The following is a 26,401-nucleotide window of genomic DNA, read 5'->3' as shown; positions in this document are numbered from 1 at the left end:
TCGCCGCCGACTTCACGCCCGTATCGCATGCCGCTGTTGTGCCCCATGCCGTTCCGCTGCCTCGTACTGGGCCTGCTTCTTACCGCGCCCGGCGGGGCCGCGTTGGCGCAGGCTGGCGATACGGAGCCGGCCACAGCGGAGCAGGGCGCCGCCATCGCGCCGCAGCCGGCGGGCGATGACGTCCGCAATGCGGTGGCCGCCGTACTGGTCGGTGCGCTCGGCGCGGAGTTCGGCGACGCGACGGTCGACGTGCGGCTCGACAGCGCGCAGTTGGTCGCCGAGAGCGATCGCGACCAGGTGGTGAGCGGCAGCGGCCGGGTCCGCATTGGCGCCAGCGCCATGGCCGACGCCACCACCGGCGACGGCGACTGGCTCGCATTCCAGTACCGCACGCGCTACGACACGCTGTTCGCCAGCGCCGGCTGGCCCGACGTGCAGCTTGGCGGCGATGGCGAGCGTGAAGTGCCCAACGACGCGACGCTGGTGGCGGAGCTCGAGGAGCGCCTCGCCACCGAACTCGAGCAGTTGCCCGGCGCGGGTCGCGTCTACCTGCAGTTCGACGCCATCAACAGCGTCGAGACCGGTTCGCGGTTCGTACGCATCGACGCCCGCGGCATCGCCGACTTCGGCACCGGCGGCAACACCAGCGCCCACGTCGAAGCCGTGTACGACCGTCGCGATGCGACCTGGCTGCGCGTGCGCCAGGAGCTGGGCGCCAACATCAGTGTCGATCCCATGGCGCCCGTCGCGAGCTACTGAGGCGGCCCGGGCACGCGGCCGACACGCCACTTGCTATCTTGTCGCCCGGTCCACACCCGGATGCGACGTGCCCCGCAAGCCAGTCCCGGACGCCGACATGCGCGGCCTCCTGCCCGAAGACGACACCGCGCTCGCCATGCGCCCGCTGGCCGAGCGCATGCGCCCGCGCACGCCCGACGAGATGGTCGGGCAGCGCCGCCTGCTGGCGGAAGGCTCGGCCCTGCGGCGCGCCATCGAGGCCGGCAACGTGCATTCGATGGTGCTGTGGGGGCCGCCCGGGTGCGGCAAGACCACGCTGGCGCTGCTGCTCGCCGACTATGCCGACGCCGAGTTCAAGGCGATTTCCGCGGTGCTCTCCGGGCTGCCCGAGGTGCGCAAGGTGCTGGCCGAGGCCGAGCAGCGTTTCGCCGGCGGGCGGCGCACGGTGCTCTTCGTCGACGAGGTGCACCGCTTCAACAAGGTGCAGCAGGATGCGTTCCTGCCGCATATCGAACGCGGCACGATCGTGTTCGTCGGCGCGACCACCGAGAACCCCTCGTTCGAACTCAACTCCGCGCTGCTGTCGCGTTGCCGCGTGCACGTGCTCGAGGCGGTATCGGCCGATGACATCGTGTTGGCCCTGCAGCGTGCGCTCGAGGACCCGCGACGCGGCCTTGGCGGGCGCGGCATGGTCGTCGGCGACGAACAGCTGGCGCTGATCGCATCGGCTGCGGATGGCGACGTGCGCCGCGCGCTCACCCTGCTGGAGATCGCCGCGGAGCTGGCGGGCGAGGGCGGCACCATCAACGACGCCACCCTCGCGCAGGTGCTGGCCGACCGCAGCCGCCGCTTCGACAAGGGCGGCGAGCAGTTCTACGACCAGATCTCCGCGCTGCACAAATCGGTGCGCAGCTCCAACCCCGACGCCGCGCTGTACTGGCTGGCGCGCATGCTCGACGGCGGCGCGGATCCCGGCTATCTCGCGCGCCGCCTGACGCGGATGGCGGTGGAGGACATCGGCCTGGCCGATCCGCGCGCGCTGACCATGGCGCTGGAAGCCTGGGACGCGCATGACCGCCTTGGCAGCCCCGAAGGCGACCTCGCGCTGGCGCAGGTGGCGATCTACCTGGCCAGCACCGCCAAGTCCAACGCCGCCTATGTCGCCTTCGGCGAGGCGCGTGGCGACGTGGTGGCGCATGGCACCGCGGAGGTGCCGATGCACCTGCGCAACGCGCCAACGAAACTCATGAAGCAGCTCGGCTACGGCAAGGGCTACCAGTACGACCACGACCTGGAAGGCGGAATCGCCGCGGACCAGACCGGGTTTCCGGACGCGATGGGCGAGCGCGTGTACTACCGCCCGGTGGAGCGCGGCCTGGAGATCAAGCTGCGCGAGAAGCTGGAGCGGATCCGGGCGCGGCGGAAGTAACCGCCATTTCGCGCCGCGGTCCGTGCGACGGCCGCTACTCGCGAACCCGGCGCCCGCTGGCGTCGATCACCACCTCGCCGTCTTCCTTGGTGAACGGGCGGGACACCGGCGGCAGGATGTCGAGCACCACTTCAGAGGGCCGGCACAGGCGCGTGCCCAGCGCCGTCTGCACGAACGGACGGTTGATCAGGATCGGCTCGGCCAGCATCGCGTCCAGCAGCTGCGCATCGGACAAGGCGGGATCGTCGAGCCCGAGTGCGTCGTACGGCGTTCCCTTCCGTCGCAAGGCGTCGCGGATGTCCAGGCCCGCGGCCGCGATCAGCTCGACAAGGCGCTCGCGCGTGGGCGGATCCCGCAGGTACTCGATGACCACCGGTTCGATTCCGGCATGCCGGATCAGCGCCAGCGTGTTGCGCGACGTGCCGCAGGAAGGGTTGTGATAGATGACCGCGTGCATGGCTAGCTCTCCGCTGACGTTGCAACAGCGCCTGACGCCGCTGCCAGCTTCAGCGCGGCCAGGTCGCCCTTGCGCTCACTGTAGCGGCTGGTGAGGTAGTCGCTGCGGCCCCGCACCAGCAGCGTGAACTTGACCAGCTCCTCCATCACATCGACCACGCGGTCGTAATAGGGGGAGGGCTTCATCCGGCCGGCTTCGTCGAACTCCTGCCACGCCTTGGGCACCGACGACTGGTTGGGGATGGTCACCATGCGCATCCAGCGGCCCAGTTGGCGCAGGGCATTGACCACGTTGAACGACTGCGAGCCGCCGCAGACCTGCATCACCGCCAGCGTGCGTCCCTGGGTCGGTCGCATGCCGGCCTGCTCCAGCGGCAACCAGTCGATCTGGTTCTTGAATACCGCCGTCAGCGTGCCGTGGCGTTCCGGGCTCACCCAGACCTGGCCCTCGGACCACTGCGACCATTCGCGCAGCTCTCGCACCCGTGGATGGTCGTCACCCACGCTGTCCAGCAGCGGCAGCCCGTGGGGATCGAAGACGCGGGTGTCGGCTCCGAAGTGGCGCAGCAGGCGTTCCGCCTCGAGCGCGAGCTTGCGGCTGTAGGACTGCGGACGCAGCGAGCCGTACAGGATCAGGATGCGCGGAGGGTGCGCGGCTCCGTCCATGCCCAGCTTGTCGTGCGCAGGGATGTCCACCGCCGCGGGAGCCAGGTTGGCGAGATCGGAGGGCGCCAAGGCGATTGCTTCGTTCGGTTTCATTCCAGTATTCTAGAAACATGGAACTGAAGAACGCAACCACAGCGCTGGCCGCCCTCGGGCAACCCACCCGCCTGTCCATCTTTCGACTGTTGGTCGAGGCCGGCCCCGACGGACGCATGCCCGGCGAGATCGCCGAAGCGCTGGCGCTGCCCGGCGCGACGCTTTCATTCCACCTCAAGGAACTCAGCGCTGCAGGCCTGATCCAGGGAGAGCCGCGCGGCCGCCACATCTGCTACCGCGCCGACTTCGAGGCCATGAACGGCCTGGTCGAGTTCCTGACGCGCAACTGCTGCGGCGGTGACCCGGCGCGCTGCCAGCCTCCGGGCGCTGCAGCGGTCACGGCCAGGAAGGGACGGGCCCGCGCATGAGCAGCGTCAGCGAAGGCGTCGTCCCGGGCTCATCCCTGGCGCAGCGCATGGGACCGTTCGAACGCCACCTGACCTGGTGGGTGCTGGCCTGCATCGCGGTGGGCACCGGGCTGGGCTACGTGTTCCCGTCTGCATCCGCGGCGCTGGGTGCGATGGAGATCGCCCGGGTCAACCTGCCGGTCGCCGTGCTGGTCTGGCTGATGATCATCCCGATGCTGTTGAAGATCGACTACGGCGCGATGCGCGAGGTCGGCAGGCACTGGCGCGGCATGGGCGTCACCCTGTTCGTGAACTGGGCGGTCAAGCCGTTTTCGATGGCGCTCTTGGCTTGGGTCTTCATCCGCCATGTCTTTGCGCCGTACCTGCCGGCCGCGCAGCTGGACTCCTACGTCGCCGGCCTGATCCTGCTCGCCGCCGCGCCCTGTACGGCGATGGTCTTCGTCTGGAGCAACCTGTGCGATGGCGAGCCGGAGTTCACCCTGGGGCAGGTGGCGCTCAACGACCTGATCATGCTGTTCGCGTTTGCGCCGATCGTGGCGCTGCTGCTGGGCATTTCATCGATCACCGTGCCGTGGTCGACGCTGCTGCTGTCGGTGGCGCTGTACATCGTGGTGCCGGTGGTGATCGCCGGGCTCCTGCGCCGCTGGCTGCTGCGGCGCGGCGGCGAAGTCGCACTGCAGTCCACCCTGAAACGGCTGGGCCCGGTGTCGATGGCTGCACTGCTGCTGATGCTGGTGCTGCTGTTCGCCTTCCAGGGACGGCAGATCGTCGAGCAGCCGCTGATCATCGCGATGCTCGCGGTCCCGATCCTGATCCAGGTGTATTTCAACAGCGGCCTGGCGTACTGGCTCAACCGCAGGCTGGGCGTGGCGCACTGCGTCGCCGGCCCCTCGGCGCTGATCGGCGCCAGCAACTTCTTCGAGCTGTCCGTCGCCACGGCCGTGGCGGTGTTCGGCGTGCATTCGGGCGCGGCGCTGGCCACCGTGGTCGGCGTGCTGGTGGAAGTGCCGGTGATGCTGACCGTGGTGCGGATCGTCAATTCCAGCAAGGGCTGGTACGCGGCGGGTGCTGGGAACCGCCCGTCCTGAGTGCGGCGGGTCGGGCGCCGACCTCACTCAGCGCGTCGGCGGTGGCAGGCAGCCGAGCGCCGCCAGCGGCCCCGCCAGAGCCGGAATGTGCATCAGCCATGGCGCAACCATGGTCAGCACGCCGGCGGCGAGCACCACCAGGCCGAGTCCCAGACGCCACGAGCCGCGCTGCAGGTACTGGCCGATGCGCGCGCCCGACCACGTCAGCGACACCATCAGCGGCAAGGTGCCCAGGCCGAACGCGGCCATGGTCAGGGCGCCGTTGCGCGCATCGGCCTGCAGCCAGGCCGCGGCGAGCACGGTGGTGCTCAAGCCGCACGGCATCCAGCCCCACAGCACGCCAAGTGCGAGGCGCTTGGCGAGGGTGTCGGCTGGCAGCAACGGGCGCTGCAACGCGCGCAGGCGCTGCCAGATCGCCGACCCCGGGCGTCCGAGGAAGCCGAGGCGACCCTTGCGGTCGAGCAGCCGCAGCGCGACCACCACCAGCACCACGCCGACCAGCATGCGCGCGCCGAACGCGATCCACGGACTGCGCGCCACCGCCAGGATGCCGCCGCCGAGTGCTCCGGCGATCGCACCCGCCGCGACATAGCCGCCGACGCGTCCGAGGTTGGGCTGCAGCGCCGGCCACCAGCCGTTGCGGCCGCCCATCGCCGAAAAGCCGGTGGCGATGCCGCCACACATGGCCGCGCAGTGCACGCCCCCCAGCAGGCCGGCGAGCAGCGCGGCGCCGATGGCCAGCCAGTCAGTCGGCACGGTCCGGGCCTCCAGGTGGCCCGTTGCTGTCGCCGTCCACGGCCTGCGCGTTGCGTGGCGCATCCTCACCCGGCGCCCGGTCGTTGCTGTCGTCGCGCAGGATATCGATCGCTGCCGCGTCGAGGTTCTCGAACTGGCCCTTGCGCACCGCCCAGCGGAACGCCCAGACCGCGAGCAGCAGCAGCACCAGGCTCACCGGGATGAGGAACAGCAGGACGTTCATGGCGCGCGTGTCCGCGCCAGGCGCAACGCATTGAGGGTGACGATGAGCGACGACACCGCCATGCCCAGCGCCGCCACCCAGGGCGTGACCAGGCCAGCCGCAGCGAGCGGAATGGCGACGAGGTTGTAGCCCAGCGCCCAGGCCAGGTTCTGGCGCACGATGGCGCGCGTGCGACGCGCCAGGCCGATCGCGGCGGGAATGCGCAGCAGCGAGGGCGCGGTGAGCACCAGGCCGGCGGCGCGGTGGGCGAGGGCGGCGCCGCTGCCGATCGCGATCGAGACATCGGCTCCGGCCAGCACCGGTGCGTCGTTGAGGCCGTCACCGACCATGGCCACCACCTTGCCTCTGGCCTGCAACGCGCGCACGCCGCCGAGCTTGTCCTCGGGTGATTGGCGTGCAGCCGCATGGTCGATGCCGAGCATGTCGGCGAACGCAATCACCGTCGTCGCGGCATCGCCGCTCGACAGGTGCACTTCCACGCCCAGGTCACGGAGCGCGGCGATCGCCGGCGCCGCATCGGCACGCGCTGGCTCCTCGAGGGCGAAGCGGGCGGCAGCCTGCGCGCCGTCACCGAGCCACAGCGCGCCGTCGTCGACCCGTCCGGCGGCAAAGTCGGCGCGACCCATCCGCCAGGCGCGCCCCTCGACGGTGCCGGCGATCCCCAGGCCCGCGTGTTCTTCCACCGCAGCCACGGCCAGGCCGGCGTCCCGGCCTTCGAATGCGCGGGCAATCGGGTGGAGGCTGTCGCGCTCCAGCGCCGTCGCGATGCCGAGTGCGTCTTCGACATCGAGGCCGCCGAAGGCCTCCACGCGCGCCAGCGTGGGCCGGCCGCTGCCGAGGGTGCCGGTCTTGTCGAAGACGATATCGGTCGCCGCGGCGAGCGAGCCCAGCGCCTCGCCATCGGTCGACAGCACGCCGAGCTTCGCCAGCGTGCCGTGGGCGACGGCGAGCGCGGTGGGCACCGCCAGCGAGAGTGCGCAGGGGCAGCTGATCACCAGCAGGGCGATGGTCACCTCGAGCGCACGCGACGGATCGTGGATCCGCCAGCCGATGTAAACCGCTACCGCCGCCACCAGGATGCCGGCCACGAAGCGGCTGGAGAACGCGTCGGCCAGTTGCGCCGCGCGCGGGCGATGCGACTGCGCGCGTTCCACCAGCCACTCCAGCTCCGACAGCCGGGTGCCGGCGCCCACCTGTTCGACGCGAATGCGCGCCGGGGCTTCGCGGCAGACGGTGCCGGCGTAGATCGTGTCGCCCGGCGCATGCAGCACCGGATGGACTTCGCCGGTCAGCAGCGCCTCTTCGAACCGCGCGGCGGCATCGATCAGCGTGCCGTCAGCGGGCACGGTGTCGCCAGCCGCGATGCAGGCAATGTCGCCGGGCAGCAGGGCGGCAGTCGGCACCACCTCGCGGCTGCCGTCCGCCAGTTCGCGCGTCGCCAGCTCGGGGCGCGCACGCGCGAGCGTGTCGACCTGGGCCACGGCGATGCGCCGCGCGCGCTGCTCCAGCATGCGCGCGCCCAGCAGCAGGAACACGAACATCACCGCGGCGTCGTACCAGACGTGCGTGCCCCCGCGCAGCGTCTCGAACACGCTGGCGAAATACGCCAGCAGCGTGGAGCTGGCGATCAGCGTGTCCATGCCGAGGTGGCGGTTGCGCAGCTCGCGCAGCATGCCGGCGATGAACGGCCAGCCGCACCAGAACACCACCGGCGTCGACACCATGAAGGTGATCCAGCGCAGGAAATCGCGCGTGGGCACCGGCATCTGCTGGTAGATGTCCAGGTACAGCGCCTCGGCGAACATCATCGCCTGCATCGACGCCAGGCCGGCGATGCCCATGCGCAGCAGGTCGCGGTTGCGCTCGGCGCGGCGCGCGCGTTCACGGGCGATGCCCGAGGCGAGGTAGGGCACGTAGCCGAGCGCGGCCAGGCGCCGCAGCGGGCCGGAAAGCGTGGTGCGCGCCGGATCCCAGGCGATCCGGATGCGGCCGGTCACGGCGTTGGCGACGACCTCGCGGACGCCGGGCTCGCGCGCGACCGCGCGGTCGACCAGCCAGGCGCAGGCGGCGCAGCGCATGCCGTCGGTGAGTACGGTGATCTCGCGGCCGCCGTCCATGTCGCGCACGTGTCCGGCCTGGACATCGTCGCGGTCGAACGCGGCCAGCTGCGCCTCGAGATCGGTCGCGGCACGACCGCCCGACGCGGTGCGGAGGCGGTAGTAGTCCTCGAGGCTCGCGTCGCGGATCCACTGCGCGGCGGCGGCGCAGCCGTCGCAGCAGAAGCGACGCGGTTCGCCATCGATGCGCGCGGTGGCCGGCGCGGCCGGCAACGCTTCGCCGCAGTGGAAGCAGCCCGCGATGGTGGCGGGCGTGCCGCCCACGGCGGCGGCCGTGGCGACCGCGCCCGCGTTCACGTTACGGCTGCTCGCCGGAGATGGCCGGCTTCACGTGGGCGGCGCGCTGGCCCTTGGGCAGGCGTCCCTGGAGGCGCCACGGCCTGCCTTCGGGCATCACCTCGAGCTTCCAGTCGTGGTCGAGCGCGACTTCCGCCCCGGTGCGCCAGCCGTGCTCGCCCGGCAGCGCGCTCAGTTCGATGTCGTCTGCGGCGAGGGTCGGGTGGCGCAGCAGCACGCGAAGGTGCTGCGTGCGGTCGAACTTGCCGGTCACCGGCAGCACTTCGACGTAGCCCTCGTCGATGCGGACGATGGCGCTCAGGCCGAGCTCGCGGGCGCGGGCGTCAGGCCCCAGGTCGGAGACCTGGATCTGCGCGGTGCGCTGGACGACGTCGCCCACCGAATCGCTGGCGTCGCGGGTCGCCAGCCCGACCAGGATCACGCCGGCGACCACCGACAACAGCGGCAGCCCGATCACGAGCCACATCATCGGCTCGCGCCAGAAGGGACGTTTCTGCTGTTCAGTCATGGCATGGGTCCGAAGAAGCTGCTGTCGACCGTCTCGCTGGCATCGCCGGCGGCGGTTTCGACGCGGAAGGTCAGCGAGTGGCGACCCTTGAGGGAATCCGGCGCGACGACGATCACTGGGACGCTGATCACCTGCTGCGGGCCGGCGTGCACCGCATCCAGGCCGCTGCCGCGCAGCTCGATGCCGGGCGCGCCACCTTCGATCACGATGCGGTAGGTGCCGGCCTGGTCAGTCTTGTTGACCAGCTTGATGGTGTAGTCGTTCTCGACTTCGCCGCCGCCCACCGCGCGGTAGAGCGCATTGCGGTCGCGCAGCACTTCGACGATCAGCGGGCTGCGCATGTTCACGCCCGCGACCCAGGCGACGGACAGCACCAGCAGCAGCGCGCCGTACACCAGCACCCGCGGACGCAGGACACGCGTGGGCTTGTTGTCGATCGCATTCTGGGTGCTGTAGCGGATCAGGCCGCGCTCGAAGCCCATCTTGTCCATCACGTCGTCGCAGGCGTCGATGCAGGCGCCGCAGGCGATGCACTCGTACTGAAGACCGTTGCGGATGTCGATGCCGGTCGGGCAGACCTGCACGCACATGGTGCAGTCGATGCAGTCGCCCAGCGCCTCGGTGGCGAATTTCGGCAGCGGCTCCGCGACTTCGCCGATGCCACCGAGCGTGATGGTGCCCGCGGCCTGCACGCGGTTGTCGGCCGCGGTCGGATGCAGCGCGGCCCGGAACACGTAGTCGTAGGCGGTGATCTGGTCCAGCAGGCCGCGCGCGCGCTGCGCCACGCTGCCCAGGCCACGCCTGCGCGGGCCGCGCGGTTCGCCGCGCATCGGGTCGTAGGCGATGATCAGGGTGTTGCGGTCGAACATCGCGCTCTGGAAACGCGCGTAGGGGCACATGTACTTGCACACCTGCTCGCGCAGGAAGCCGGCATTGCCCCAGGTGGCGAGGGCGTAGAACAGTACCCAGAACGTTTCCCAGCCACCCCAGTCGAGTGTCGGCAGGCGCTCGGCCAGTTCGGTGATGGGCGTGAAGAAGCCGACGAACGTGAAACCGGTCCACAGCGCGAACACCACCCACAGCGTGTGCTTGGCGCCCTTGCGCAGGAGCTTCTCGCGCGTCCAGGGGCCGGCGTCGAGCCGCATGCGCTTGTTGCGCTCGCCCTCGGTCCAGCGCTCCATCCACAGGAAAACTTCGGTCCACACCGTCTGCGGGCAGGCGTAGCCGCAGAACAGGCGTCCGGCCAGCGCGGTGAAGAAGAACAGCGCCAGCGCCGCGATGATCAGCAGCAGCGCCAGGAACAGGAAGTCCTGCGGCCAGAACGTGAGCCCGAACACGTGGAACTTGCGCGCCGGCAGGTCGAACAGCACCGCCTGGCGGCCGTCCCAGCGCAGCCACGGAAACACGTAGAACATGCCGAGCAGCCAGAACACGGCGGCCACGCGCAGGGTGTTGAGGCGTCCGGAGACTTCGCGCGGATAGACCTTGCGCTCGCTGACATACATCGAGCCGCCATCGTCGCCGGCAAGCTCCAGGGGGATACGGCGGTTCATCAGTCTGGGGAGAGCGCCTTGTTGAACCGGCTGGCCGGGCGAAGCAGGATCCACGTGAACAGGCTGGACGCCGCGGTGGCCACCCAGAACATGAAGAACGCGATCGAATAGCCCAGGCTGCGACTGATCTCGACATCCGGGAATGTGATGTCACGCAGCATGAGCGGGTCGACGAAGGCGGAAAACACCATCGTCGCCACGGCCGCGGCGAAGAAACTCGGCCACAGGATCGCGCCGACCCGCTGCGCCATGGGGCGCGGCGGATGGTCGAACCCGGGGCCGGGCAGGTTGCTCATTGCGCGCCCAGTGGCTGGCCCTGGCTCGGCGTGGCCTCGGGGTTGGACAGCGACCATACATAGGAGGCCACCAGTCGCGAGCGGGTTTCGCCAAGCAGTTCGCGATGCGCCGGCATGACGCCGTGGCGGCCCTTGTTGACGGTCTCCATGATCGACTCCACCGAGTTGCCGTACATGGCGTAGCCGTCGGTCAGGTCGGGCGCGCCGAGGTCCTGGTTGCCCTTGCCGTCGATGCCGTGGCATGCGACGCAGACGCCCTCGTACAGGCCCTTGCCCTGTGCGGCGAAGAAGTCGTTCGCCGGGACGTCGCCGGCCAGTGCGCGGACGTAGGTGGCGACGGAGAGCACGGCGTTGTTGCCGCCCATGCCGGTGAGCACCGTGCCCCATTCCGGCATCACGCCCTGGCGGCCGTCGAGGATGGTCTCGAGGATGCGATCTTCCGACGCGCCCCAATGCCAGATGTCGTCGCTGAGGTTGGGGTAACCCACCGCACCCTGCGCGGACGAGCCGTGGCAGGTGGCGCAGGTGTTGGCGAAGATCGCCCGTCCCAGCTCGACCGCGCGCGGGTCGCCGGCAAGCTCGGAGATCGCACGGCCGTCGTAGGGCCGGAAGGTTTCAGCCAGCACCGCGTCCTGCGTGGCCTTGTCCGCGTCGTGCTCGATGGCCGAGCTCCAGTTGCCGAAGCCCTTGAAGTTGCCGAAGCCCGGATACCAGAGCAGGTAGGCGATCGCGTACAGGATCGTCAGGTAGAAGCCGATGATCCACCAGCGCGGCAGCGGCTTGTTGTACTCGGTGATGTCGCCGTCCCAGACATGGCCAGTGTCCTCGGGCTTGGGATCGCCCGGGTGGCGGCGGCTCGTCCACCTCAGCAGCGCCCAGCACCCCGCGAGGTTGAGCAACACCAGCGCGATGACGTAAATGCTCCAACCGGTGGTCATTGCCCGGGCTCCTCGGAATCGTCCTCAAGGGGCAGCCTGGCGGCCGCGTCGAACTCGGCCTTGTACGCAGGCCTCCAGATCCAGATCCAGCTGCCGACGAAGAGCAGCAGCAGCGCGAGGCTGATCAACCCGCCGATCATTGCGCCGCTCCCGTGGGTGCGTGCTTGCCCAGCCCCTGCAGGTACGCCACGACCGCGTCGAGTTCGGTCTTGCCGGCGACCGCGTCGGCCACGCCGGCGAGGTCCTCGTCGCTGTAGGGGTCGCCCAGGCGCCTGAGGCTGCGCATGTTGCGTGCAACCGCCTCGGCGTTGACCTCCGCATCCACCAGCCACGGGAAGGACGGCATGTTGGACTCGGGCACGACCGCGCGCGGGTCGATCAGGTGGACGCGGTGCCAGTCGTCCGAATAGCGGCCGCCCACGCGCGCCAGGTCCGGCCCGGTGCGCTTGGAGCCCCACTGGAACGGGCGGTCGTAGACCGACTCGCCGGCGAGCGAGTAGTGGCCGTAGCGCTCGGACTCGAAGCGCAGGGTGCGGACCATCTGCGAGTGGCAGTTGTAGCAACCCTCGCGGACGTAGACGTCGCGCCCGGCCAGCTCGAGCGCCGGATAGGGTTCGACGCCAGGCAACGGCTCGATGGCTTCTGCCTGGTACATCAGCGGCACGATCTCGGCCAGGCCACCGAACGAGACGGCGATCGCGACCAGCCCGATCAGCAGGCCGACGTTCCTCTCGATCTTCGCGTGCGGGTTCGGAGGCGGGGGAATCTTGTTTTCACTCATGTCAGGCAACCTGGCTGGAAGCGCGCGCGTCGGCGGGGTCGGGCGGCATCACCGGCTGCGGGGCCGGGGCCTTCGCCATCTGGAAGGTCTTCCAGGTGTTGACCGCCATCAGCAGCATGCCGGCGAGCACCAGCACGCCGCCGCCGAGGCGAACGAGGTAGTAGGGATAGGTGGCGTTGAGCGACTCGACGAAGCTGTAGGTCAGCGTGCCGTCGGCGTTGGTGGCGCGCCACATCAGGCCCTGCATCACGCCGGCGATCCACATCGCGACGATGTAAAACACCACGCCCACGGTGTGCAGCCAGAAGTGGGTATCGATCCACTTGATCGAGTACATCTCCTTCAGGCCCAGCACGCGCGGCATCAGCGAGTAGATGGAGCCGATGGTGATCATGGCCACCCAGCCCAGAGCGCCGGCGTGCACATGGCCGATCGTCCAGTCGGTGTAGTGCGACAGCGAGTTGACCGTCTTGATCGACATCATCGGCCCCTCGAACGTGGCGATCATGTAGAACGACAGCGCGACGATCAGGAACTTCAGGATCGGGTCCGTGCGCAGTTTGTACCAGACACCCGACAGGGTCATGATGCCGTTGATCGCGCCGCCCCAGCTGGGCGCCAGCAGCACCAGCGAGAACACCATGCCCACCGACTGCACCCAGTCCGGCAGCGCGGTGTAGTGAAGGTGGTGCGGGCCGGCCCACATGTACACCGCGATCAGTGCCCAGAAGTGGACGATCGACAGGCGGTAGGAGTAGACCGGGCGCCCGGCCTGCTTGGGCACGAAGTAATACATCATGCCGAGGAAGCCCGTGGTCAGCAGGAAGCCGACCGCGTTGTGGCCGTACCACCACTGCACCATCGCGTCGACCGCGCCGCTGTACACCGGGTACGACTTGCCCAGGCCCGACGGGATGGCGATGTTGTTGACGATGTGGAGCAGGGCGATGGTGATGATGTACGCGCCGAAGAACCAGTTGGCGACGTAGATGTGCTGCACGCGGCGCTTGACGATGGTGCCGAAGAAAAGCACCGCGTAGGCCACCCAGACCACGGTGAGCAGCCAGTCGATGGGCCACTCGAGCTCGGCGTACTCCTTGCCCTGGGTCATGCCCAGGGGCAGGGTGATGACGGCGAGTACCAGCACCAGCTGCCAGCCCCAGAACACGAACGATGCCAGCTTGTCCGAGATGAGGCGGACGTGGCAGGTGCGCTGCACCACGTGCAGGCTGGTGGCGAACAGGGCGCAGACGCCGAACGCGAAGATCACGCCATTGGTGTGCAGCGGGCGCAGGCGGCCGTAGCTCAGCCACGGGATGCCCTCGCCGAGCGTCGGCCAGTACAGCTGCGCGGCGATGAACACGCCCACGGCCATGCCGACGATGCCCCAGAAGACGGTCGCGACCGTGAACTGGCGCACCACCTTGTCGTTGTAATAGCCGGACCTGGCTGCTTCCTGGCCGCTGGCGGGCGTGGCCAGAGCGATGGCGGGGGGCGAGGACATTGTGCGGTGACCTTGGTTGCTTGGTGTGTATTCTCGGCTGCCCGTCGGGGCGCGACATTGATCGCGATCAATGCATGGCCCGCGGAGGCGGCGGCGGAGGCATTGCGCATGCGCCCGCCAGGCGCGAGGCGGCGGCGTTGCACCGCGCATTATAGACGCACCCCCTCCTGGAGGGGGCCCACCTCCGGCCCGCTACAGGTCAGTCCGTTGCAAGCGCGAGCTTGACCGCCGCCATGAAATCGGCGTCCGGGCGGCTGCCCATCCGCTCCGTGCGGGCGATGATGCGCCCGTCCGCATCCAGCAGTACCAGCGCACTGGTGTGGTTGAACTCACCGTCTTCCAGCAGCCGGTAGCGGATGCCGAGCAGTCCGGCGATGCTGCGCACGTCCTGTGGCCTCGGCCGGGCCAGCGTCCAGCGCGTGGTGTCGAGCTTACGCTGCGTGGCCACTTTCCTGAGCGCAGTGGGCGTGTCGCGCGCCGGGTCCATGCTGATCAGCAGCAGGCCCAGGCGTGCGCGCTCGGTGGCTGACAGCTGGCGTTCGATGGCCTTGCCGCTGTCGACGATCAGCGGGCAGATGTACTGGCACGAGGTGTAGAACATCGACACCAGTTGCACGGTCCCGCGCCGCTCGCGCCAGTCGAAGCTGCGTCCGTCCTGGTCCACCAGCGGCAGCGGGAGGGCGTAGACGGAGTCCTTGGGCGGCTGGGCCGCGAACGCGGGCGTGCAGACCAGCAGCAGGCACAGGCCGACGATGGCCAGCAACTTGTTCATGGCAGGTCCTTCGCGCAGCGGAAGCCCATGTTGGCAGTGGTATCGCGCGCACCGAGCGAGGACAGCATGGCCACCCGCATCAGCACCGCATAGTTGTCGCGATCGTCCATCGACAGCGCACCCGCGCCGCAGAAGCGCGCATTGTCGGCGTCACCCTGGTTGCGGTTGTCCTCGGCGATCATCAGTGCCGAGGCGTCTTCGGTCCATTCCCAGACCAGGCCGTGCAGTTCCTGCACGCCATAGGCATTCGGCGCCTGCAATCCGACCCGCTGCAGCGGCGCGTTGGACGGGCGCGAGTACCAGGAGAGGATGCGCTCGCGCCAGCGCGGGTCGCGGCGGGCGTCGGTGCGGGTTTCATCGGCCGCCGCTGCGTACTCCCATTCGTCCCAGGTGGGCAGCCGTGCGCCTTCGGCCTCGCAGTAGGCCTGCGCGGCGAACCAGCTGACCTGCACCACCGGCTGGTCCGGGCGCGCGGTCTCGCCAAGCGACACCGGGCCTGCCCAGTGAGACAGGTAGCGGGGTTCGGCCATCACCGAGGCGACGCGGTCACGCCGCCACTCCGGATGCGTGCGGACAAACGCGAGGAACCGTGCGTTGCTGACCGGAGTGCGCATCATCGCGAAGGGCGCGATGCGTGTGGGCCCGGTCCGGTCTTCGTACTTCAGCGCCGTGCGGAACGCCCCGCCGGGCAGCTTCACGTAGTCCCCGCCGCCGGCGGCGAGGCCGGCGAGGGGGAGCAGGAGCAGCAGCGCGGCGAGGCGGCGCATGGCTCAGTGGCCAGCTGAGGCGTTGGCGGGCTTGGTCTTGCGGATGGTCGCGGCTTCGGCCTTGGTCACGCGGCCACCGGGGTTGCCCCAGGTGTTGAGCACGTAGGTGGAGATGTTGGCGACTTCGTCGTCGGTCAGCTGCGACATCGGCGGCATGATCGAGTTGTAGTCGGTGCCGTTGACGGTCACCTTGCCCTCCAGGCCGTGCAGGATCACCCGCGCCACCGACGTCGGGTCGGCCGCGATGTAGTCAGACTTGGCCAGCGGCGGGAACACGCCCGCCATGCCTTCGCCGTTGGGCATGTGGCAGGTCGAGCAGGTGCCCGAGAACAGCGCCTTGCCGGCCGCGATCTGTTCCTCGACCGTCAGCTCGCCGGTCTTCTGCGCGGCCGCCGCAGTGGAGACGGCGGCGAGGTTGGGCAGCGCGCGGTCACCGATGTACATCTCGTCGACCTCGAGGCCGGAGTAGATCTCCTTGTTCTCCGGGCCGTCGGCCTTGAGGATGCCGAGCGCACCCTTGTTGAAGGCGCGGAACAGGCTGTGGTCGACCAGCACGTAGCTGCCCGGCACTTCCATGTGGAACTCCATCATCGCCGCGCCACCCGCAGGGATCAGCGTGGTCTGCACGTTTTCCTGGAAGTGCGTGCCGCCCTCGTACCAGACCTTGTCGAAGATCTCGCCGATCACGTGGAAGCTCGACACCAGGTTGGGGCCGCCGTTGCCGACGTACAGGCGCACCGTTTCGCCCACCTTGGTCGCCAGCGCGTTGTCGCCGGTGATGGCGCCTTCGCTGCCGTTGAACAGCACGTAGGTCGGGTTTTCATCGATCGCCCGCTCCATGTCGAACGGTTGCAGGCCCTTTTCGCGGTACTTGCCGGTCGTGTAGAAGTCGCCCTGCATCACGTAGTACTCGCGGTCCACCTTGGCCAGCCCCTCCGGCGGCTCGACCAGGATCAGGCCGTACATGCCGTTGGCCACGTGCATGCCCACCGGCGCGGTGGCGCAGTGGTAGACGTAAAGCCCGGCGTTGAGCGCCTTGAAGGTGAACTGCGTGCGGTGGCCCGGCGCGGTGAAGCTGGAGGCCGCGCCGCCTCCGGGGCCGGTCACGCCGTGGAGGTCGATGTTGTGGGGCATCTTGCTGTCGGGCATGTTGCGCAGGTGGAATTCCACCGTGTCGCCCTGTCGCACGCGGATGAAGCTGCCGGGCACCGTGCCGCCGAAGGTCCAGAAGGTGTAATCGACACCCTCGGAGATCGGCATCACCTTTTCGATGACGTCGAGCTCGACGATGACCTTGGCCGGGTGGCTGCGGCCGGTAGCTGGCGGCACGTGGGGCGGCGAGGTCAGCACGGCCTTGACCGGCTCGCCCTGCGGCGGCCCGAAGTCGCCCTTGCGCGAGCCACCGGTGTCCTTCTTGGCGGTTGTCGCGGCCTGCCCGGACTTGCCGGAAGCGGGAGCGCGCTCGCCGCTGTCGCAGCCGACGAGTAGAAGCGCGGCGAACGCCGCGACGAGAATCGTGGTCTTGCTGGCTGCACCCTTCATGGCTTGATTTCCTGGCGATCGGCTGGCTTGTGGAAACGGGACTGCGCGATACACATCATCCGTGGGCGGGTCGGACGGTCAGGCCGCGAACAGCAGCCAGAAGATGCCCGTCGGATGGTGGGTACGGGCGATCGTATATATGAATGCGAACACGGCCAAGCCCGCCAGGTAGCAGGCCAGGCGCACGCGCGGCGAGTTCCCACGCTTGAGCGCGAATGTGCCAAGCACGATATAGCCCACCAGCAGCACGACCTTGGCCACCAGCCAGCCGTTGGCGAACATCGCGCCGGGCAGGATGGTGAGCAGCATCAGCGCTGCGGTCAGCAGCGTGGTGTCGATGGTGTAGCTCAGGTAGCGCACGGGCGCGGCGAGTGCGAGGCGCGGCTGCCCGACCTGCACCAGAAGCCCTCGCGCGGCGAACAGCAGGCCGCTGGCCACCACCGTGGCCACGTGCACCGACTTGATCTGTGGATAGAACTCGATCATGGCTTACCCCGGCTTGCCGTCGGCACGTGGCGACAGGTAGATCCTCCCCAGCCGGAACACCCATGGCGCCAACGCCACGAGCCAGCCGGCCGCGGCCAGTGCCCACCATGCGGCCGCATCATCCACGACGTCGGCCGCGATGCGCGCCACGGTCACCAGTTGGATCCCTGCGAACGCGAACCAGGCCACCCCGGGCATCTCGATCTTCCGTCCCGAATGGCCCTGCGTGACCCGCGTCACCATGGCCACCAGGACGCTTCCGAAGAAACCGACGAACAGCGCATGCGCGGGTGCGCGCCCGAGGATGAAGCCCTCGCCGGCGAAGTAGACCAGGCTCTGCGCCGCGTAAAACGCGAACGTGACCGGCAGCCACGCCAGACCGAGGAACAGCACCGCGAGGATCCCGGGCTTGGGACCGCGCGGCCACCAGCGCCACAGCGCGGTCAATGACAACGCGAGCAGCGGCAGGTCGGCCAGCCATAGCCAGGCGTACGCATGCACCAACTCCAGACCGAGGTGCGCCAGGCAGGCTACCCAGAACGCGGCCAGCAACCAGAGCGGGCGCCAGGCCACGTAGCCCGGCACCACGTTGGCGGCGAAGAACGGGAACATCCGGTGCGCCACCGTCAGATACACCGGCAGCAGCAGCCCGAACGTACCGATCTTGATGCTGGCGAAGATCCACTGCGGCGACGCGCCGAGCAGGGTGGCCGCAAACGCCGCGATGCCGATCCAGCCCAGCACCAGCGCCGCGAAGCATGAGCGCGCGTGCCAGGTCGTGCCGCGTTCGCGCACCACCTGGTCGCCGAGGAAGCACAGGCCTGCAGTCCATCCGGCCAGCGTCATGATGATCCCGACTTCGATGCCCGCCGGAGCGCCCAGCGCCCCGGCCAGAGTGGCGACCTGTCCACCGAACAGGCCGAGGCCCACCGGCACGTAATGCCAGCGGGCCGCATCGGGCAGGGCCATCCAGCGCGGGAACACCGTCAACAGGAAACCGAAGATGAAGCTCGGCAGCATCTGGTACTGCATCACCAGCGCATGCAGCCAGCCCGCGTAGGGCTCGGGCTGGTGCATCTGCAGCAGCTGCGGCCAGCGCGACGACACCAGCCACGCCGTCCACCACGCCATCGCCAGCAGCAGGTTGCCGGTGCCGATGAAGAACAGCAGGCGGTGCGGCGCGACGGCCAGCCTCGCGAGCGGCGCCGTGGCGCCGTCGCGTGCCGTGGTGGGGGCAACGGCCATGCCTCAACCCGCCTCGGTTTCGCTGCCTGGCAGCACAGCCGGATCGCGACGGGGCGCGATCCACAGCCTGAGCACGAACCAGGTGAGGGCGAACGCACCCACGCTGAAGATCGTGTCGCCCGGAACCCGCATCCACACCAGCAGGTCCACGATCGGCTGCTGCATGAACTCCGCGGAACGCGCGTGCGCATAGCCGTGCTCGATCGCCGCCAGCAGCTGCATCGTGCCCAGCGGCAGCAGCGTCAGCAGGGCCATCAGCGCGAGGCCGATGTTGAGGCACCAGAACGAGACCTTCAGCGCCCGCGTATCCCAGACCATCTGCCCGCGCAGGCCGCGCAGGCAGAACAGCACCAGCGCTATACCGAGCATCCCGTACACGCCGAACAGCGCGGTGTGGCCATGCAGCGGCGTGAGGTTCAGGCCCTGCATGTAGTACAGCGACAGCGGCGGGTTGATGAGGAACCCGAACAGCCCCGCGCCCACCAGGTTCCAGAACGACACCGCGATGAAGAACATCACCGGCCAGCGGTAGCGCGCCATCCACGGCGTCGCCTTGCCGTGCTTCCAGGTCTGGTAGGCCTCGAAGCCGATGTAGGCCAGCGGCACGACTTCAAGCGCGCTGAAGCTCGCGCCCAGCGCCACCACCGCGGTCGGCGTGCCGACGAAGTACAGGTGGTGCAGGGTGCCCAGCACGCCACCGGCCATGAAGATGATGGTGGCGAACAGCACCGCCACCGTGGCCGTGGACGTCTTGAGCAGGCCCAGCTTGGTGAAGATCAGCGCCATCACCGCGGTCGCGAACACTTCGAAGAAGCCCTCGACCCAGAGGTGCACCAGCCACCAGCGCCAGTACTCGACCTCGGAAATGTGCGTGTGCTCGCCCCACATCAGCGCCGAGGCGAAGAACAGGCCGATCGCCGTGGTGGCCATGAACATCAGGCCGACGATATGCCGCGACTCGTTGTCCCGGTTGCGAAGTACGGGCCACAGCGCACGGCCCACCAGCGCCACCCACAGCAGCAGGCCGATGAACAGGTACCACTGCCAGAAGCGCCCCATGTCGGCGTACTCCCAGCCCTGGTGGCCGAACCAGAAGTTGTGCTCCAGGCCCAGCTTCTGCATTACCGCGAACCACTGGCCGGTGAACGAACCGACCACGATGATGATGAGCGACACGAACAGGAAGTTGACGCCGAACCGCTGGAACTTCGGTTCATGCCCCGACAGCAGCGGCGCGATGTACAAGCCGGTGCCCAGCCAGGCCACCGCGATCCAGAGCACGGAGAGCTGCGTGTGCCAGGTGCGTGACAGGGAGTAGGGCAGGATCTCCGAGAGCGCGAAGCCGTAGGCGTCCTGGCCTTCGACCTGGTAATGCGCGGTGATCGCGCCCAGCAGGATCTGCACCAGGAACAGCGCCAGCACCAGCCAGAAATACTTGGCCACCGCCCGCATCGAAGGTGTCAGGCGCAGCGCTGCGAACGGGTCGCTGGCCGGAATGGCGTGACCGCGCTCTTCCTTGTCGTGGCTTACCGCATGCCACCAGCCCAGCAGCGCGATGCCGGCGATCAGGAACAGCACGCTGAAGGCCGACCAGACCCACAGCGGCGCCGCCGGCCGGTTGCCGACCAGCGGCTCGCTCGGCCAGTTGTTGGTGTAGGTGACCTGCTGCGGCACCACACCGGACTTCTCCGGCACCATGCCGTCGCCGATCTCGCTGGGCCGCTCGGTGGTCGCCGCCCAGGCCGTCCACCAGAAGAACGCCGTCAGCGAACGCCGATGGTCGGCATCCGGAACGGTGTCGTTCTTCATCGCATAGGCTTCGCGGAGTCCGGCGGTGGCCGGATCGTTGCCGAACAGGCTCACGTAGTGCGATGCCACCTCGGTGATCGCCGACACGCGGTCAGCGTCGAGGGTGATCGTGCCGGTGGCCGCATCGTAGGTGTTGCGGCGGATTGATTCCTGCAGTCGCCCCTGCAGGCTGGCGCGCTCGACGGCGGGCAATCCGGCCCAGGTCGTGCCGCCGGCCTCACGTGCCCACAGGTCGAGCACGCCGACCGCCTCGCGGTGCAGCCAGTCCGCGCTCCAGTCCGGCGCGACATAGCCGCCGTGCCCCCAGATCGACCCCAGCTGCATGCCGCCGATCGATTGCCAGACCTGGCGGCCACGTTCGATGTCGGCGCGGGTGTAGACGACCTGGCCGGTCTCCGACACCACCTGTTCGGGCATTGGCGGAGCGGCGCGGAAGATCTCGCCTCCCGCCCACAGCAGCACGGAAAACGACGAGACCAGCAGTATTGCCAGCCCCAGCCAAAGCTTTCGATATATCCCCATGACACCCTCCGTTGCAGTCGGTGGATGATCGGCCCCACGCAGCGGATGCCGCCATGACCCAGGTCAAGCGCCCCGACTTGCATACCGTGGATCCGTCCCGCAACCACCATACCAACCCGCGCGGCGCGCCGTGAGGACTTGGTCTCAGGCCTGCGTCCAGAGCACCGGCGCGGCCAGCGCCTCGATCCGCTTGCGGTCGAGGATTTCCAGCTCTCGGCGGTCAACACCCAGCAGGCCATCGTCCTGCAGGCGCTTGAGTACGCGGCTGACTGTTTCCGGCGCGAGGCGCAGGTAATTGGCGATATCCGTGCGCGCCATGGTCAGTTGGAAGCGGTCGGGCGAGAACCCGCGCGCGGCCAGCCGGCGCGAAATCCCGATGACAAAGGCGGCCATGCGCTCGTCCGCGCTCCAGTCGCCGGAAAGCAGCGCCGCACGGCCGATGTCGCGGCTGAGCAGCCGGAACAGGTGCTTCTGCAGCCCTGGCAGTCGCGCGGCCAGCACCGAGATCTGCGGAAACGAGAACCGGCACAGCATCACCGTGTCCAGCGCCACCGCGTTGCAGGGGTAGGTGTCGCCGTCGATGCCGTCGAGGCCGATCACCTCGCCGGGCAGGTGGAACCCGAGCACGTGTTCACGGCCGTTGCGGTCGATGACGTAGGTCTTGACCGTGCCGGCGCGCACCGCCGCGATCGCCTCGAACGGGTCGCCGGTGCGGAACAGGTGTTCGCCGGCGTGCAGCGGACCGACGTGCTGCACCAGCATGTGCAGGTCACCCAGCGAGGCCTTGTCCATGCCCTCCGCCATGCACGCCTGGGAAAAGGCGCAGGTGGAGCAGAAGTGGTAGTCGTCACCGTCGTCGGCCAGCACGCTGGCGTCGAGGCGCGGAAACGCGACCTTGCTCACGCGATCGACACCCGCGGCGTCAGATGGCGCGGGAGAAGCGGGGCCGGGTGGAATCGGCCGGCGTGGCGTCTGGAGCGGGCAGGTAGTGGTCGAAGCACATCGCGATATTACGCAACAACAGCCGGCCGCGCGCGGTCACCACGATCCGGCCCGGCTCGAGGCGCACCAGGCCGTCCTCCTGGAGCGGGCGCAGGCGTTCGATTTCCGCCGCGAAGTACTCGGCGAACACGATGTCGTGGCGGCGCTCCAGCGCATCCACCGGCACCTCGGCCTGGCACATCAGTCGCTGGATGAGATCCGCACGCAGGATGTCGTCGGCACTCAGGCGCATGCCGCGGAACACCGGCAGCCGACCTTCGTCGATGGCGATCTGCCAACCCGGCAGGTCGCGCGGGTTCTGGCTGAAGGTGTCGCCGACGTGGCTGATCGCGCTGACGCCGAGGCCGATCAGGTCGCTGTCGGCGTGGGTGGTGTAACCCATGAAGTTGCGGTGCAGGCTGCCGCGCGCCTGCGCCATGGCGAGCTCGTCGTCGGGCAGGGCGAAGTGGTCCATGCCGATGTATTCGTAGCCGGCGGCGGACAGGCGCGTGATTGCCAGCTCGAGCAGGCCCAGTTTTTCCTCCGCGCCGGGCAGGTCCGCGGCATCGATCTGGTTCTGCGCGCGGAACAGCTCGGGCATGTGCGCGTAGCCATACACCGCCAGCCGGTCCGGCCGCATTTCCAACACCGTCTCGATCGTGCGCGCGAAGCCCGTCGGGTTCTGCTTCGGCAGCCCGTAGATCAGGTCCACGTTGACCGAGCGGAAGCCGTTGGCGCGGCAGGCATCGACCACCGCGCGCGTCTCCTCCACCGACTGGATGCGGTTGACGGCTTCCTGCACGATCGGGTCGAAATCCTGCACGCCGAAGCTCGCCCGGTTGAACCCGATGCGGCCGAGCTCGGCGATATCGGCTGGCGACACGAAGCGCGGATCGAGCTCGATCGAGATGTCGCTTTCCTCGGGCCGCGCGAAATGGAACTGGCGGCGCAACGTGTCGACCAGCTCACCCAGCTGGCCGGGTGCCATGAAGTTCGGCGTGCCGCCACCGAGGTGCAGCTGCACGACTTCGCGGTCGCGGTCGAACATCGACGCAACGAGGTCGATCTCGCGGTACAGGCGCGCCAGGTAGCTCTCGGCGCGCGACTTGTCGCGGGTGATGATGCGGTTGCAGCCGCAGTAGAAGCACGGGCTGACGCAGAACGGGACGTGGACATACAACGACAGCCGGCGCGGGATCGGGTCCCCGTTGCTGGCATCCACCGCTTCGCGCAGCTGGTCTTCCCCGAATGCGGCGCTGAACTGCGGCGCGGTCGGATAGGAGGTGTAGCGCGGGCCCGGGCGATCGTAGCGTCGCAGGAGCTCGGCGTTGAAAGGGAGGGAGGCGTCCATGGCGGATATCTTGTCCGCCAGCGGGGCAGGGCACCTTGATCGTGGTCAAGGCCTGCACACACCGTCTTCGACGTACGGAAACATGGGAATCGCGAACGGCTGCACAGGGCCGGGATCGGTGACATGCTGCGCGGGCGATTCCGCGGCGCGGTCGCGGTTTCGGTCACGCACCCCGGGACTGACTCAAGGACGAACACCATGGCAACGGAAAGGATTCCGCCGCAGAACCGTTTCACAGCGCCGGCGCTGGCTGGACTCCTGCTGCTGATGTGGGCGGCCTGGGCAATGCCTGCATGGGCGCAGACCGTGCAGAAATGCACCGGCCGCGACGGCCACGTCACCTTCACCAGCGGCGCCTGTCCCGACGGGCAGCGCCAGGCCGCGTCGTATGACGCGACGCCCGAGGTCATGACCGCGGAGCGAGCCGCCGAGCTGGAGCGTCGGCGCCGCCAGGACGACGCCAATTCCCGATATCTGGAATCGCTGACGCCACGCGGCGGGAGGTCGACGTCGGGATACTGGCCTTCACGGAGCGACGGCCGTCGCAGCGGATGCGATGCCGCGAAGGCACGTCGCGAAGACACGCTGCGCCGTGTGGGCCTCAAGCGCACGCACGATCTGCTGCGCAAGCTCGACGACCAGGTGTACGAGGCGTGCAAGTAGCGGAGCACGCAACAGGCATGGCGGCCGGGAACGATCAAGCCCGGTGAGGGGCGATGCGGGCACGTTCCTGGTTGCCTGACCTTCCCGTATTTACATAATGTGCATTATGCGAAGTTCTAGACATCCCTTGAACGTCGTCAAATCCCCACGGTCCCGAACAACTTCCCGATCCCTGCGGTCATCGCCATTGCCAGCGCGCCCCAGGCCAGGACGCGCAACGCGCCACGCGCGATTGCGGCCCCACCCATGCGCGCCGAGATGCCCCCGAGTACCGCGAGCAGGACCAGGGAGGTTGCCGCGATCACCAGCGGCAAGTTGCCCGCGGCCCAGAATGCCGCCACTGCCATGGGAGCTGCCGCGCCGACGCAGAACGAGCCCGCCGATGCCAAGGCAGCCAGCAGCGGTCGGGCCCGCGTTGATTCGAAGATGCCGAGCTCATCGCGCAGGTGCGCCGACAGGGGGTCCAGCGCGGTCAGTTCCCTGGCCACTTCGAGTGCCAATGAGGGACTCAGGCCCCGTTGCTCGTAGATGCCCGCCAACTCCTGCAACTCCGCCGCAGGCTGGGATTTCAGCTCTTTGCGCTCTTTCTCCGTATCGGCCCGCTCGGTATCCGATTGGGAGCTGACAGAAACATACTCTCCGGCAGCCATCGACAGCGCACCGGCAACGAGGCCTGCCAAGCCGGCGAGCAGGACACTCCTGATCGGGGCATCCGCGGCTGCCACGCCGACAATCAGGCTGCTCGTAGAGATGAGGCCATCGTTGGCGCCGAGGACCGCGGCTCGGAGCCATCCGATCCTGTGACTCCGATGCCGCTCCGCATGGCGCATAGCGTTCCGCCGGATTGTTGATGGATCCCAGGCCGATACCGGGTGCGTACTTACTGTACGCCGCATGGCCGAAGTCAGCACCTTCGATCGTTTTGCCAACGTAACCTCCCGCTTCGCGGGCCGGCTTTGCCGCTGCTTATTCCACTCTGCGTTGGGCCGGGATTTGCCACCTCCACCAGCAAAGCCATGACAGAGATGTCAACGACCCCGACCTCCGCCTTCCGCGTCACGTTCCTCGGCGCGGCCGGTACTGTCACGGGGTCCCGCTACCTGGTCGAGGCTGGCAGTTCACGGATCCTGGTCGATTGCGGCCTGTTCCAAGGCTACAAAGTGTTGCGGCTGAGGAACTGGGCACCCTTCCCTGTCGAGCCTGCGTCGATCGACGCGCTGATCCTGAGCCATGCGCATCTCGACCACAGCGGCTACGTGCCCCGACTGGTGCGTTCGGGATTCCGGGGGCGCGTGTGGTGCACGCAGGCGACCAGGAGCCTGTGCAATATCCTGCTGCCGGACTCTGGACACCTGCTGGAGGAAGAGGCGTCGTACGCCAACAAGAAGGGCAGCTCCAGGCATCATCCGGCAGAACCCCTCTACAGCGAGCAGGATGCCATCCTGAGCTTGCGGCGGCTGCAGGGCGTCGCGTTCGACGAACAGTTCGAGCCGGTACCCGGCGTGCAGGCAAGCCTGCGATACCAGGGCCATATCCTCGGCGCGGCAGCGGTGACACTCCAATATCAAGGCGGGCGCATCACCTTCAGCGGCGACATCGGGCGACCGGACGATGCGGTGATGCGTGCGCCTGCACCGCCTGCGGATTCTGACTGGATCGTCACCGAATCCACCTACGGCGACCGGACGCATCCGCCCGGCTCGCTCAGGGATGAGTTGCGTGACGTCCTGCGGCGTGTCGCCGCGCGCGGCGGCGTGGTGGTGATACCCGCATTCGCCGTGGGCCGCGCCCAGCTGCTGTTGCATCTCATTGCCCAGCTGCAGGGTGCCGGGGAGGTCCCGCCGATGCCCGCATATCTCAACAGTCCCATGGCCCGTGGCGTGACAGATCTGTACCGCGACTATCCAGAGCTCCATCGAATCGATGGAGTTGCGTTGGATGCGCTTCACCGGAATACACGGGTCGTCACCGACGCCGAAGAATCCAAGGCGCTCAACCGCCGCCACGGGCCGATGGTGATCGTGTCTGCAAGTGGCATGGCAACGGGTGGGCGCGTGCTTCACCATCTCGCTGCGTTCGCGCCGGATTCGCGGAACGCCATCGTCCTGTGCGGGTTCCAGGCGGGTGGCACACGTGGCGCGTCCATCGCTGCCGGCGCGACTACGGTGCGCATCTTTGGGCAGGACGTCCCGATCCGCGCCGAGGTCGTCCAGCTCTCCGCCGCGTCCGCACACGCGGACGCGGGCGAAATTCTCGACTGGCTGCGCTCTGCACCGCGTGAACCCAAGGGCGTGTTCATCACCCATGGCGAGCCCGGCGCCGCCGATGCACTGCGCGTCCGCATACAGCGCGAACTGGGTTGGCAGGCACATGTACCCGACTTCATGGAATCCGCAAGTTTGAATTGAAACGACGCGCCCTACCCACAACGCATCCGCATCGGATTCGCAGG

General features: G+C 68.6%; 27 protein-coding genes. 6 read left to right on the top strand and 21 right to left on the bottom strand.

The genetic code is table 11. The features are described 5' to 3' along the window. Window positions 1-45 precede the first annotated feature (45 nt). Window positions 46-759, top strand: a complete 714-nt coding sequence (locus JGR64_RS06945; RefSeq protein WP_199372654.1) for a hypothetical protein — start codon at window positions 46-48, stop codon at window positions 757-759. A 97-nt stretch (window positions 760-856) separates the two neighbouring features. Then, window positions 857-2,167 carry a replication-associated recombination protein A gene (locus tag JGR64_RS06940; RefSeq protein ID WP_233348092.1) on the top strand — a complete coding sequence of 437 codons (1,311 nt, stop codon included), beginning with the start codon at window positions 857-859 and terminating at the stop codon, window positions 2,165-2,167. A 34-nt stretch (window positions 2,168-2,201) separates the two neighbouring features. Here JGR64_RS06940 and arsC read toward each other — a convergent pair whose 3' ends face one another. Next, window positions 2,202-2,624, bottom strand: coding sequence for an arsenate reductase (glutaredoxin) (gene arsC, locus JGR64_RS06935; protein WP_199372653.1), 423 nt, complete (start codon window positions 2,622-2,624; stop codon window positions 2,202-2,204). A gap of 2 nt (window positions 2,625-2,626) precedes the next feature. Continuing rightward, complete coding sequence (arsH, locus tag JGR64_RS06930; RefSeq protein WP_199372652.1) at window positions 2,627-3,382, bottom strand: arsenical resistance protein ArsH; 756 nt, start codon at window positions 3,380-3,382, stop codon at window positions 2,627-2,629. A 17-nt stretch (window positions 3,383-3,399) separates the two neighbouring features. Between arsH and JGR64_RS06925 the strand changes: the two genes are divergently transcribed. Beyond that, window positions 3,400-3,750 (top strand): metalloregulator ArsR/SmtB family transcription factor, encoded by a 351-nt coding sequence (locus tag JGR64_RS06925; protein ID WP_199372651.1) that lies wholly within the window; start codon window positions 3,400-3,402, stop codon window positions 3,748-3,750. Further along, entirely contained in the window at window positions 3,747-4,838 is a 1,092-nt protein-coding gene (gene arsB, locus JGR64_RS06920; RefSeq protein WP_233348000.1) for an ACR3 family arsenite efflux transporter, read from the top strand. The genes JGR64_RS06925 and arsB overlap by 4 nt, the downstream gene beginning before the upstream one ends. A 27-nt stretch (window positions 4,839-4,865) precedes the next feature. On the opposite strand, the gene JGR64_RS06915 is transcribed toward arsB, so the two are convergent. From JGR64_RS06915 to hemN, 18 genes are all read right to left on the bottom strand, one after another. Further along, window positions 4,866-5,594 (bottom strand): sulfite exporter TauE/SafE family protein, encoded by a 729-nt coding sequence (locus JGR64_RS06915; RefSeq protein WP_199372650.1) that lies wholly within the window; start codon window positions 5,592-5,594, stop codon window positions 4,866-4,868. Then, the gene (gene ccoS, locus JGR64_RS06910) at window positions 5,584-5,817 is read right to left on the bottom strand and encodes a cbb3-type cytochrome oxidase assembly protein CcoS (protein ID WP_199372649.1); all 234 of its coding nucleotides are present in this window, start codon (window positions 5,815-5,817) and stop codon (window positions 5,584-5,586) included. Before ccoS ends, JGR64_RS06915 begins: the two co-directional genes overlap by 11 nt. After that, the gene (locus JGR64_RS06905) at window positions 5,814-8,231 is read right to left on the bottom strand and encodes a heavy metal translocating P-type ATPase (protein WP_234446927.1); all 2,418 of its coding nucleotides are present in this window, start codon (window positions 8,229-8,231) and stop codon (window positions 5,814-5,816) included. The genes ccoS and JGR64_RS06905 overlap by 4 nt, the downstream gene beginning before the upstream one ends. Window position 8,232: 1 nt before the next feature. Further along, window positions 8,233-8,739: a FixH family protein gene (locus tag JGR64_RS06900; protein ID WP_199372648.1), complete on the bottom strand. Its 507-nt coding sequence runs from the start codon at window positions 8,737-8,739 to the stop codon at window positions 8,233-8,235. Further along, on the bottom strand, window positions 8,736-10,292 hold the full coding sequence (locus JGR64_RS06895; protein ID WP_199372647.1) for a 4Fe-4S dicluster domain-containing protein: 1,557 nt from the start codon (window positions 10,290-10,292) through the stop codon (window positions 8,736-8,738). Before JGR64_RS06895 ends, JGR64_RS06900 begins: the two co-directional genes overlap by 4 nt. Then, the gene (locus JGR64_RS06890; protein ID WP_199372646.1) at window positions 10,292-10,588 is read right to left on the bottom strand and encodes a hypothetical protein; all 297 of its coding nucleotides are present in this window, start codon (window positions 10,586-10,588) and stop codon (window positions 10,292-10,294) included. Before JGR64_RS06890 ends, JGR64_RS06895 begins: the two co-directional genes overlap by 1 nt. Further along, window positions 10,585-11,526, bottom strand: a complete 942-nt coding sequence (gene ccoP / locus JGR64_RS06885) for a cytochrome-c oxidase, cbb3-type subunit III (protein ID WP_199372645.1) — start codon at window positions 11,524-11,526, stop codon at window positions 10,585-10,587. The genes JGR64_RS06890 and ccoP overlap by 4 nt, the downstream gene beginning before the upstream one ends. Next, the gene (locus JGR64_RS06880; RefSeq protein ID WP_199372644.1) at window positions 11,523-11,666 is read right to left on the bottom strand and encodes a cbb3-type cytochrome c oxidase subunit 3; all 144 of its coding nucleotides are present in this window, start codon (window positions 11,664-11,666) and stop codon (window positions 11,523-11,525) included. The genes ccoP and JGR64_RS06880 overlap by 4 nt, the downstream gene beginning before the upstream one ends. Next, window positions 11,663-12,307 (bottom strand): cytochrome-c oxidase, cbb3-type subunit II, encoded by a 645-nt coding sequence (ccoO, locus tag JGR64_RS06875; RefSeq protein WP_199372643.1) that lies wholly within the window; start codon window positions 12,305-12,307, stop codon window positions 11,663-11,665. The genes JGR64_RS06880 and ccoO overlap by 4 nt, the downstream gene beginning before the upstream one ends. A gap of 1 nt (window position 12,308) precedes the next feature. Continuing rightward, window positions 12,309-13,811, bottom strand: a complete 1,503-nt coding sequence (gene ccoN / locus JGR64_RS06870; protein ID WP_199372642.1) for a cytochrome-c oxidase, cbb3-type subunit I — start codon at window positions 13,809-13,811, stop codon at window positions 12,309-12,311. Between the two features lie 199 nt (window positions 13,812-14,010). Further along, window positions 14,011-14,583, bottom strand: coding sequence for an SCO family protein (locus JGR64_RS06865; RefSeq protein WP_199372641.1), 573 nt, complete (start codon window positions 14,581-14,583; stop codon window positions 14,011-14,013). After that, a complete protein-coding gene (locus JGR64_RS06860; protein ID WP_199372640.1) occupies window positions 14,580-15,350 on the bottom strand; it encodes a formylglycine-generating enzyme family protein in 771 nt (256 codons plus the stop codon). Before JGR64_RS06860 ends, JGR64_RS06865 begins: the two co-directional genes overlap by 4 nt. A 3-nt stretch (window positions 15,351-15,353) precedes the next feature. After that, the gene (nirK, locus tag JGR64_RS06855) at window positions 15,354-16,892 is read right to left on the bottom strand and encodes a copper-containing nitrite reductase (protein WP_199372639.1); all 1,539 of its coding nucleotides are present in this window, start codon (window positions 16,890-16,892) and stop codon (window positions 15,354-15,356) included. Window positions 16,893-16,970: 78 nt separating this feature from the next. Then, entirely contained in the window at window positions 16,971-17,378 is a 408-nt protein-coding gene (locus JGR64_RS06850) for a SirB2 family protein (protein ID WP_199372638.1), read from the bottom strand. A 3-nt stretch (window positions 17,379-17,381) separates the two neighbouring features. Further along, the gene (locus tag JGR64_RS06845; protein WP_199372637.1) at window positions 17,382-18,623 is read right to left on the bottom strand and encodes an NnrS family protein; all 1,242 of its coding nucleotides are present in this window, start codon (window positions 18,621-18,623) and stop codon (window positions 17,382-17,384) included. A 3-nt stretch (window positions 18,624-18,626) separates the two neighbouring features. Next, the gene (locus tag JGR64_RS06840) at window positions 18,627-20,954 is read right to left on the bottom strand and encodes a nitric-oxide reductase large subunit (protein ID WP_199372636.1); all 2,328 of its coding nucleotides are present in this window, start codon (window positions 20,952-20,954) and stop codon (window positions 18,627-18,629) included. A 144-nt stretch (window positions 20,955-21,098) separates the two neighbouring features. Next, entirely contained in the window at window positions 21,099-21,857 is a 759-nt protein-coding gene (locus tag JGR64_RS06835) for a cyclic nucleotide-binding domain-containing protein (RefSeq protein ID WP_234447014.1), read from the bottom strand. A gap of 19 nt (window positions 21,858-21,876) precedes the next feature. Further along, complete coding sequence (gene hemN / locus JGR64_RS06830; RefSeq protein WP_199372635.1) at window positions 21,877-23,286, bottom strand: oxygen-independent coproporphyrinogen III oxidase; 1,410 nt, start codon at window positions 23,284-23,286, stop codon at window positions 21,877-21,879. A gap of 123 nt (window positions 23,287-23,409) precedes the next feature. Between hemN and JGR64_RS06825 the strand changes: the two genes are divergently transcribed. Further along, entirely contained in the window at window positions 23,410-23,949 is a 540-nt protein-coding gene (locus JGR64_RS06825) for a hypothetical protein (protein WP_199372634.1), read from the top strand. Between the two features lie 137 nt (window positions 23,950-24,086). Here JGR64_RS06825 and JGR64_RS06820 read toward each other — a convergent pair whose 3' ends face one another. Beyond that, window positions 24,087-24,779, bottom strand: coding sequence for a VIT family protein (locus tag JGR64_RS06820; protein ID WP_199372633.1), 693 nt, complete (start codon window positions 24,777-24,779; stop codon window positions 24,087-24,089). 186 nt (window positions 24,780-24,965) lie between these two features. Here JGR64_RS06820 and JGR64_RS06815 point away from each other — a divergent pair, with 186 nt between their 5' ends. Continuing rightward, window positions 24,966-26,357, top strand: coding sequence for an MBL fold metallo-hydrolase (locus tag JGR64_RS06815; RefSeq protein ID WP_234447013.1), 1,392 nt, complete (start codon window positions 24,966-24,968; stop codon window positions 26,355-26,357). The last annotated feature ends 44 nt before the right edge of the window (window positions 26,358-26,401 follow it).

Origin of the sequence: Luteimonas sp. MC1572 (assembly GCF_016615815.1) — a bacterium.
Taxonomy (GTDB): domain Bacteria; phylum Pseudomonadota; class Gammaproteobacteria; order Xanthomonadales; family Xanthomonadaceae; genus Luteimonas.
Note: the sequence above shows the minus strand (reverse complement) of the source record. Positions and strands in the feature narration are given on the sequence as shown.

Excerpts from the sequence above, each read along its gene's own strand:
- JGR64_RS06945 (WP_199372654.1), top strand. The coding sequence starts at position 46 with ATGCCGTTCCGCTGCCTCGTACTGGGCCTGCTTCTTACCGCGCCCGGC.
- JGR64_RS06940 (WP_233348092.1), top strand. The coding sequence starts at position 857 with ATGCGCGGCCTCCTGCCCGAAGACGACACCGCGCTCGCCATGCGCCCG.
- arsC (WP_199372653.1), bottom strand. The coding sequence starts at position 2,624 with ATGCACGCGGTCATCTATCACAACCCTTCCTGCGGCACGTCGCGCAAC.
- arsH (WP_199372652.1), bottom strand. The coding sequence starts at position 3,382 with ATGAAACCGAACGAAGCAATCGCCTTGGCGCCCTCCGATCTCGCCAAC.
- JGR64_RS06925 (WP_199372651.1), top strand. The coding sequence starts at position 3,400 with ATGGAACTGAAGAACGCAACCACAGCGCTGGCCGCCCTCGGGCAACCC.
- arsB (WP_233348000.1), top strand. The coding sequence starts at position 3,747 with ATGAGCAGCGTCAGCGAAGGCGTCGTCCCGGGCTCATCCCTGGCGCAG.
- ccoS (WP_199372649.1), bottom strand. The coding sequence starts at position 5,817 with ATGAACGTCCTGCTGTTCCTCATCCCGGTGAGCCTGGTGCTGCTGCTG.
- JGR64_RS06900 (WP_199372648.1), bottom strand. The coding sequence starts at position 8,739 with ATGACTGAACAGCAGAAACGTCCCTTCTGGCGCGAGCCGATGATGTGG.
- JGR64_RS06895 (WP_199372647.1), bottom strand. The coding sequence starts at position 10,292 with ATGAACCGCCGTATCCCCCTGGAGCTTGCCGGCGACGATGGCGGCTCG.
- JGR64_RS06890 (WP_199372646.1), bottom strand. The coding sequence starts at position 10,588 with ATGAGCAACCTGCCCGGCCCCGGGTTCGACCATCCGCCGCGCCCCATG.
- ccoP (WP_199372645.1), bottom strand. The coding sequence starts at position 11,526 with ATGACCACCGGTTGGAGCATTTACGTCATCGCGCTGGTGTTGCTCAAC.
- JGR64_RS06880 (WP_199372644.1), bottom strand. The coding sequence starts at position 11,666 with ATGATCGGCGGGTTGATCAGCCTCGCGCTGCTGCTGCTCTTCGTCGGC.
- ccoO (WP_199372643.1), bottom strand. The coding sequence starts at position 12,307 with ATGAGTGAAAACAAGATTCCCCCGCCTCCGAACCCGCACGCGAAGATC.
- ccoN (WP_199372642.1), bottom strand. The coding sequence starts at position 13,811 with ATGTCCTCGCCCCCCGCCATCGCTCTGGCCACGCCCGCCAGCGGCCAG.
- JGR64_RS06865 (WP_199372641.1), bottom strand. The coding sequence starts at position 14,583 with ATGAACAAGTTGCTGGCCATCGTCGGCCTGTGCCTGCTGCTGGTCTGC.
- JGR64_RS06860 (WP_199372640.1), bottom strand. The coding sequence starts at position 15,350 with ATGCGCCGCCTCGCCGCGCTGCTGCTCCTGCTCCCCCTCGCCGGCCTC.
- nirK (WP_199372639.1), bottom strand. The coding sequence starts at position 16,892 with ATGAAGGGTGCAGCCAGCAAGACCACGATTCTCGTCGCGGCGTTCGCC.
- JGR64_RS06850 (WP_199372638.1), bottom strand. The coding sequence starts at position 17,378 with ATGATCGAGTTCTATCCACAGATCAAGTCGGTGCACGTGGCCACGGTG.
- JGR64_RS06845 (WP_199372637.1), bottom strand. The coding sequence starts at position 18,623 with ATGGCCGTTGCCCCCACCACGGCACGCGACGGCGCCACGGCGCCGCTC.
- JGR64_RS06840 (WP_199372636.1), bottom strand. The coding sequence starts at position 20,954 with ATGGGGATATATCGAAAGCTTTGGCTGGGGCTGGCAATACTGCTGGTC.
- hemN (WP_199372635.1), bottom strand. The coding sequence starts at position 23,286 with ATGGACGCCTCCCTCCCTTTCAACGCCGAGCTCCTGCGACGCTACGAT.
- JGR64_RS06825 (WP_199372634.1), top strand. The coding sequence starts at position 23,410 with ATGCTGCGCGGGCGATTCCGCGGCGCGGTCGCGGTTTCGGTCACGCAC.
- JGR64_RS06820 (WP_199372633.1), bottom strand. The coding sequence starts at position 24,779 with ATGCGCCATGCGGAGCGGCATCGGAGTCACAGGATCGGATGGCTCCGA.
- JGR64_RS06815 (WP_234447013.1), top strand. The coding sequence starts at position 24,966 with ATGACAGAGATGTCAACGACCCCGACCTCCGCCTTCCGCGTCACGTTC.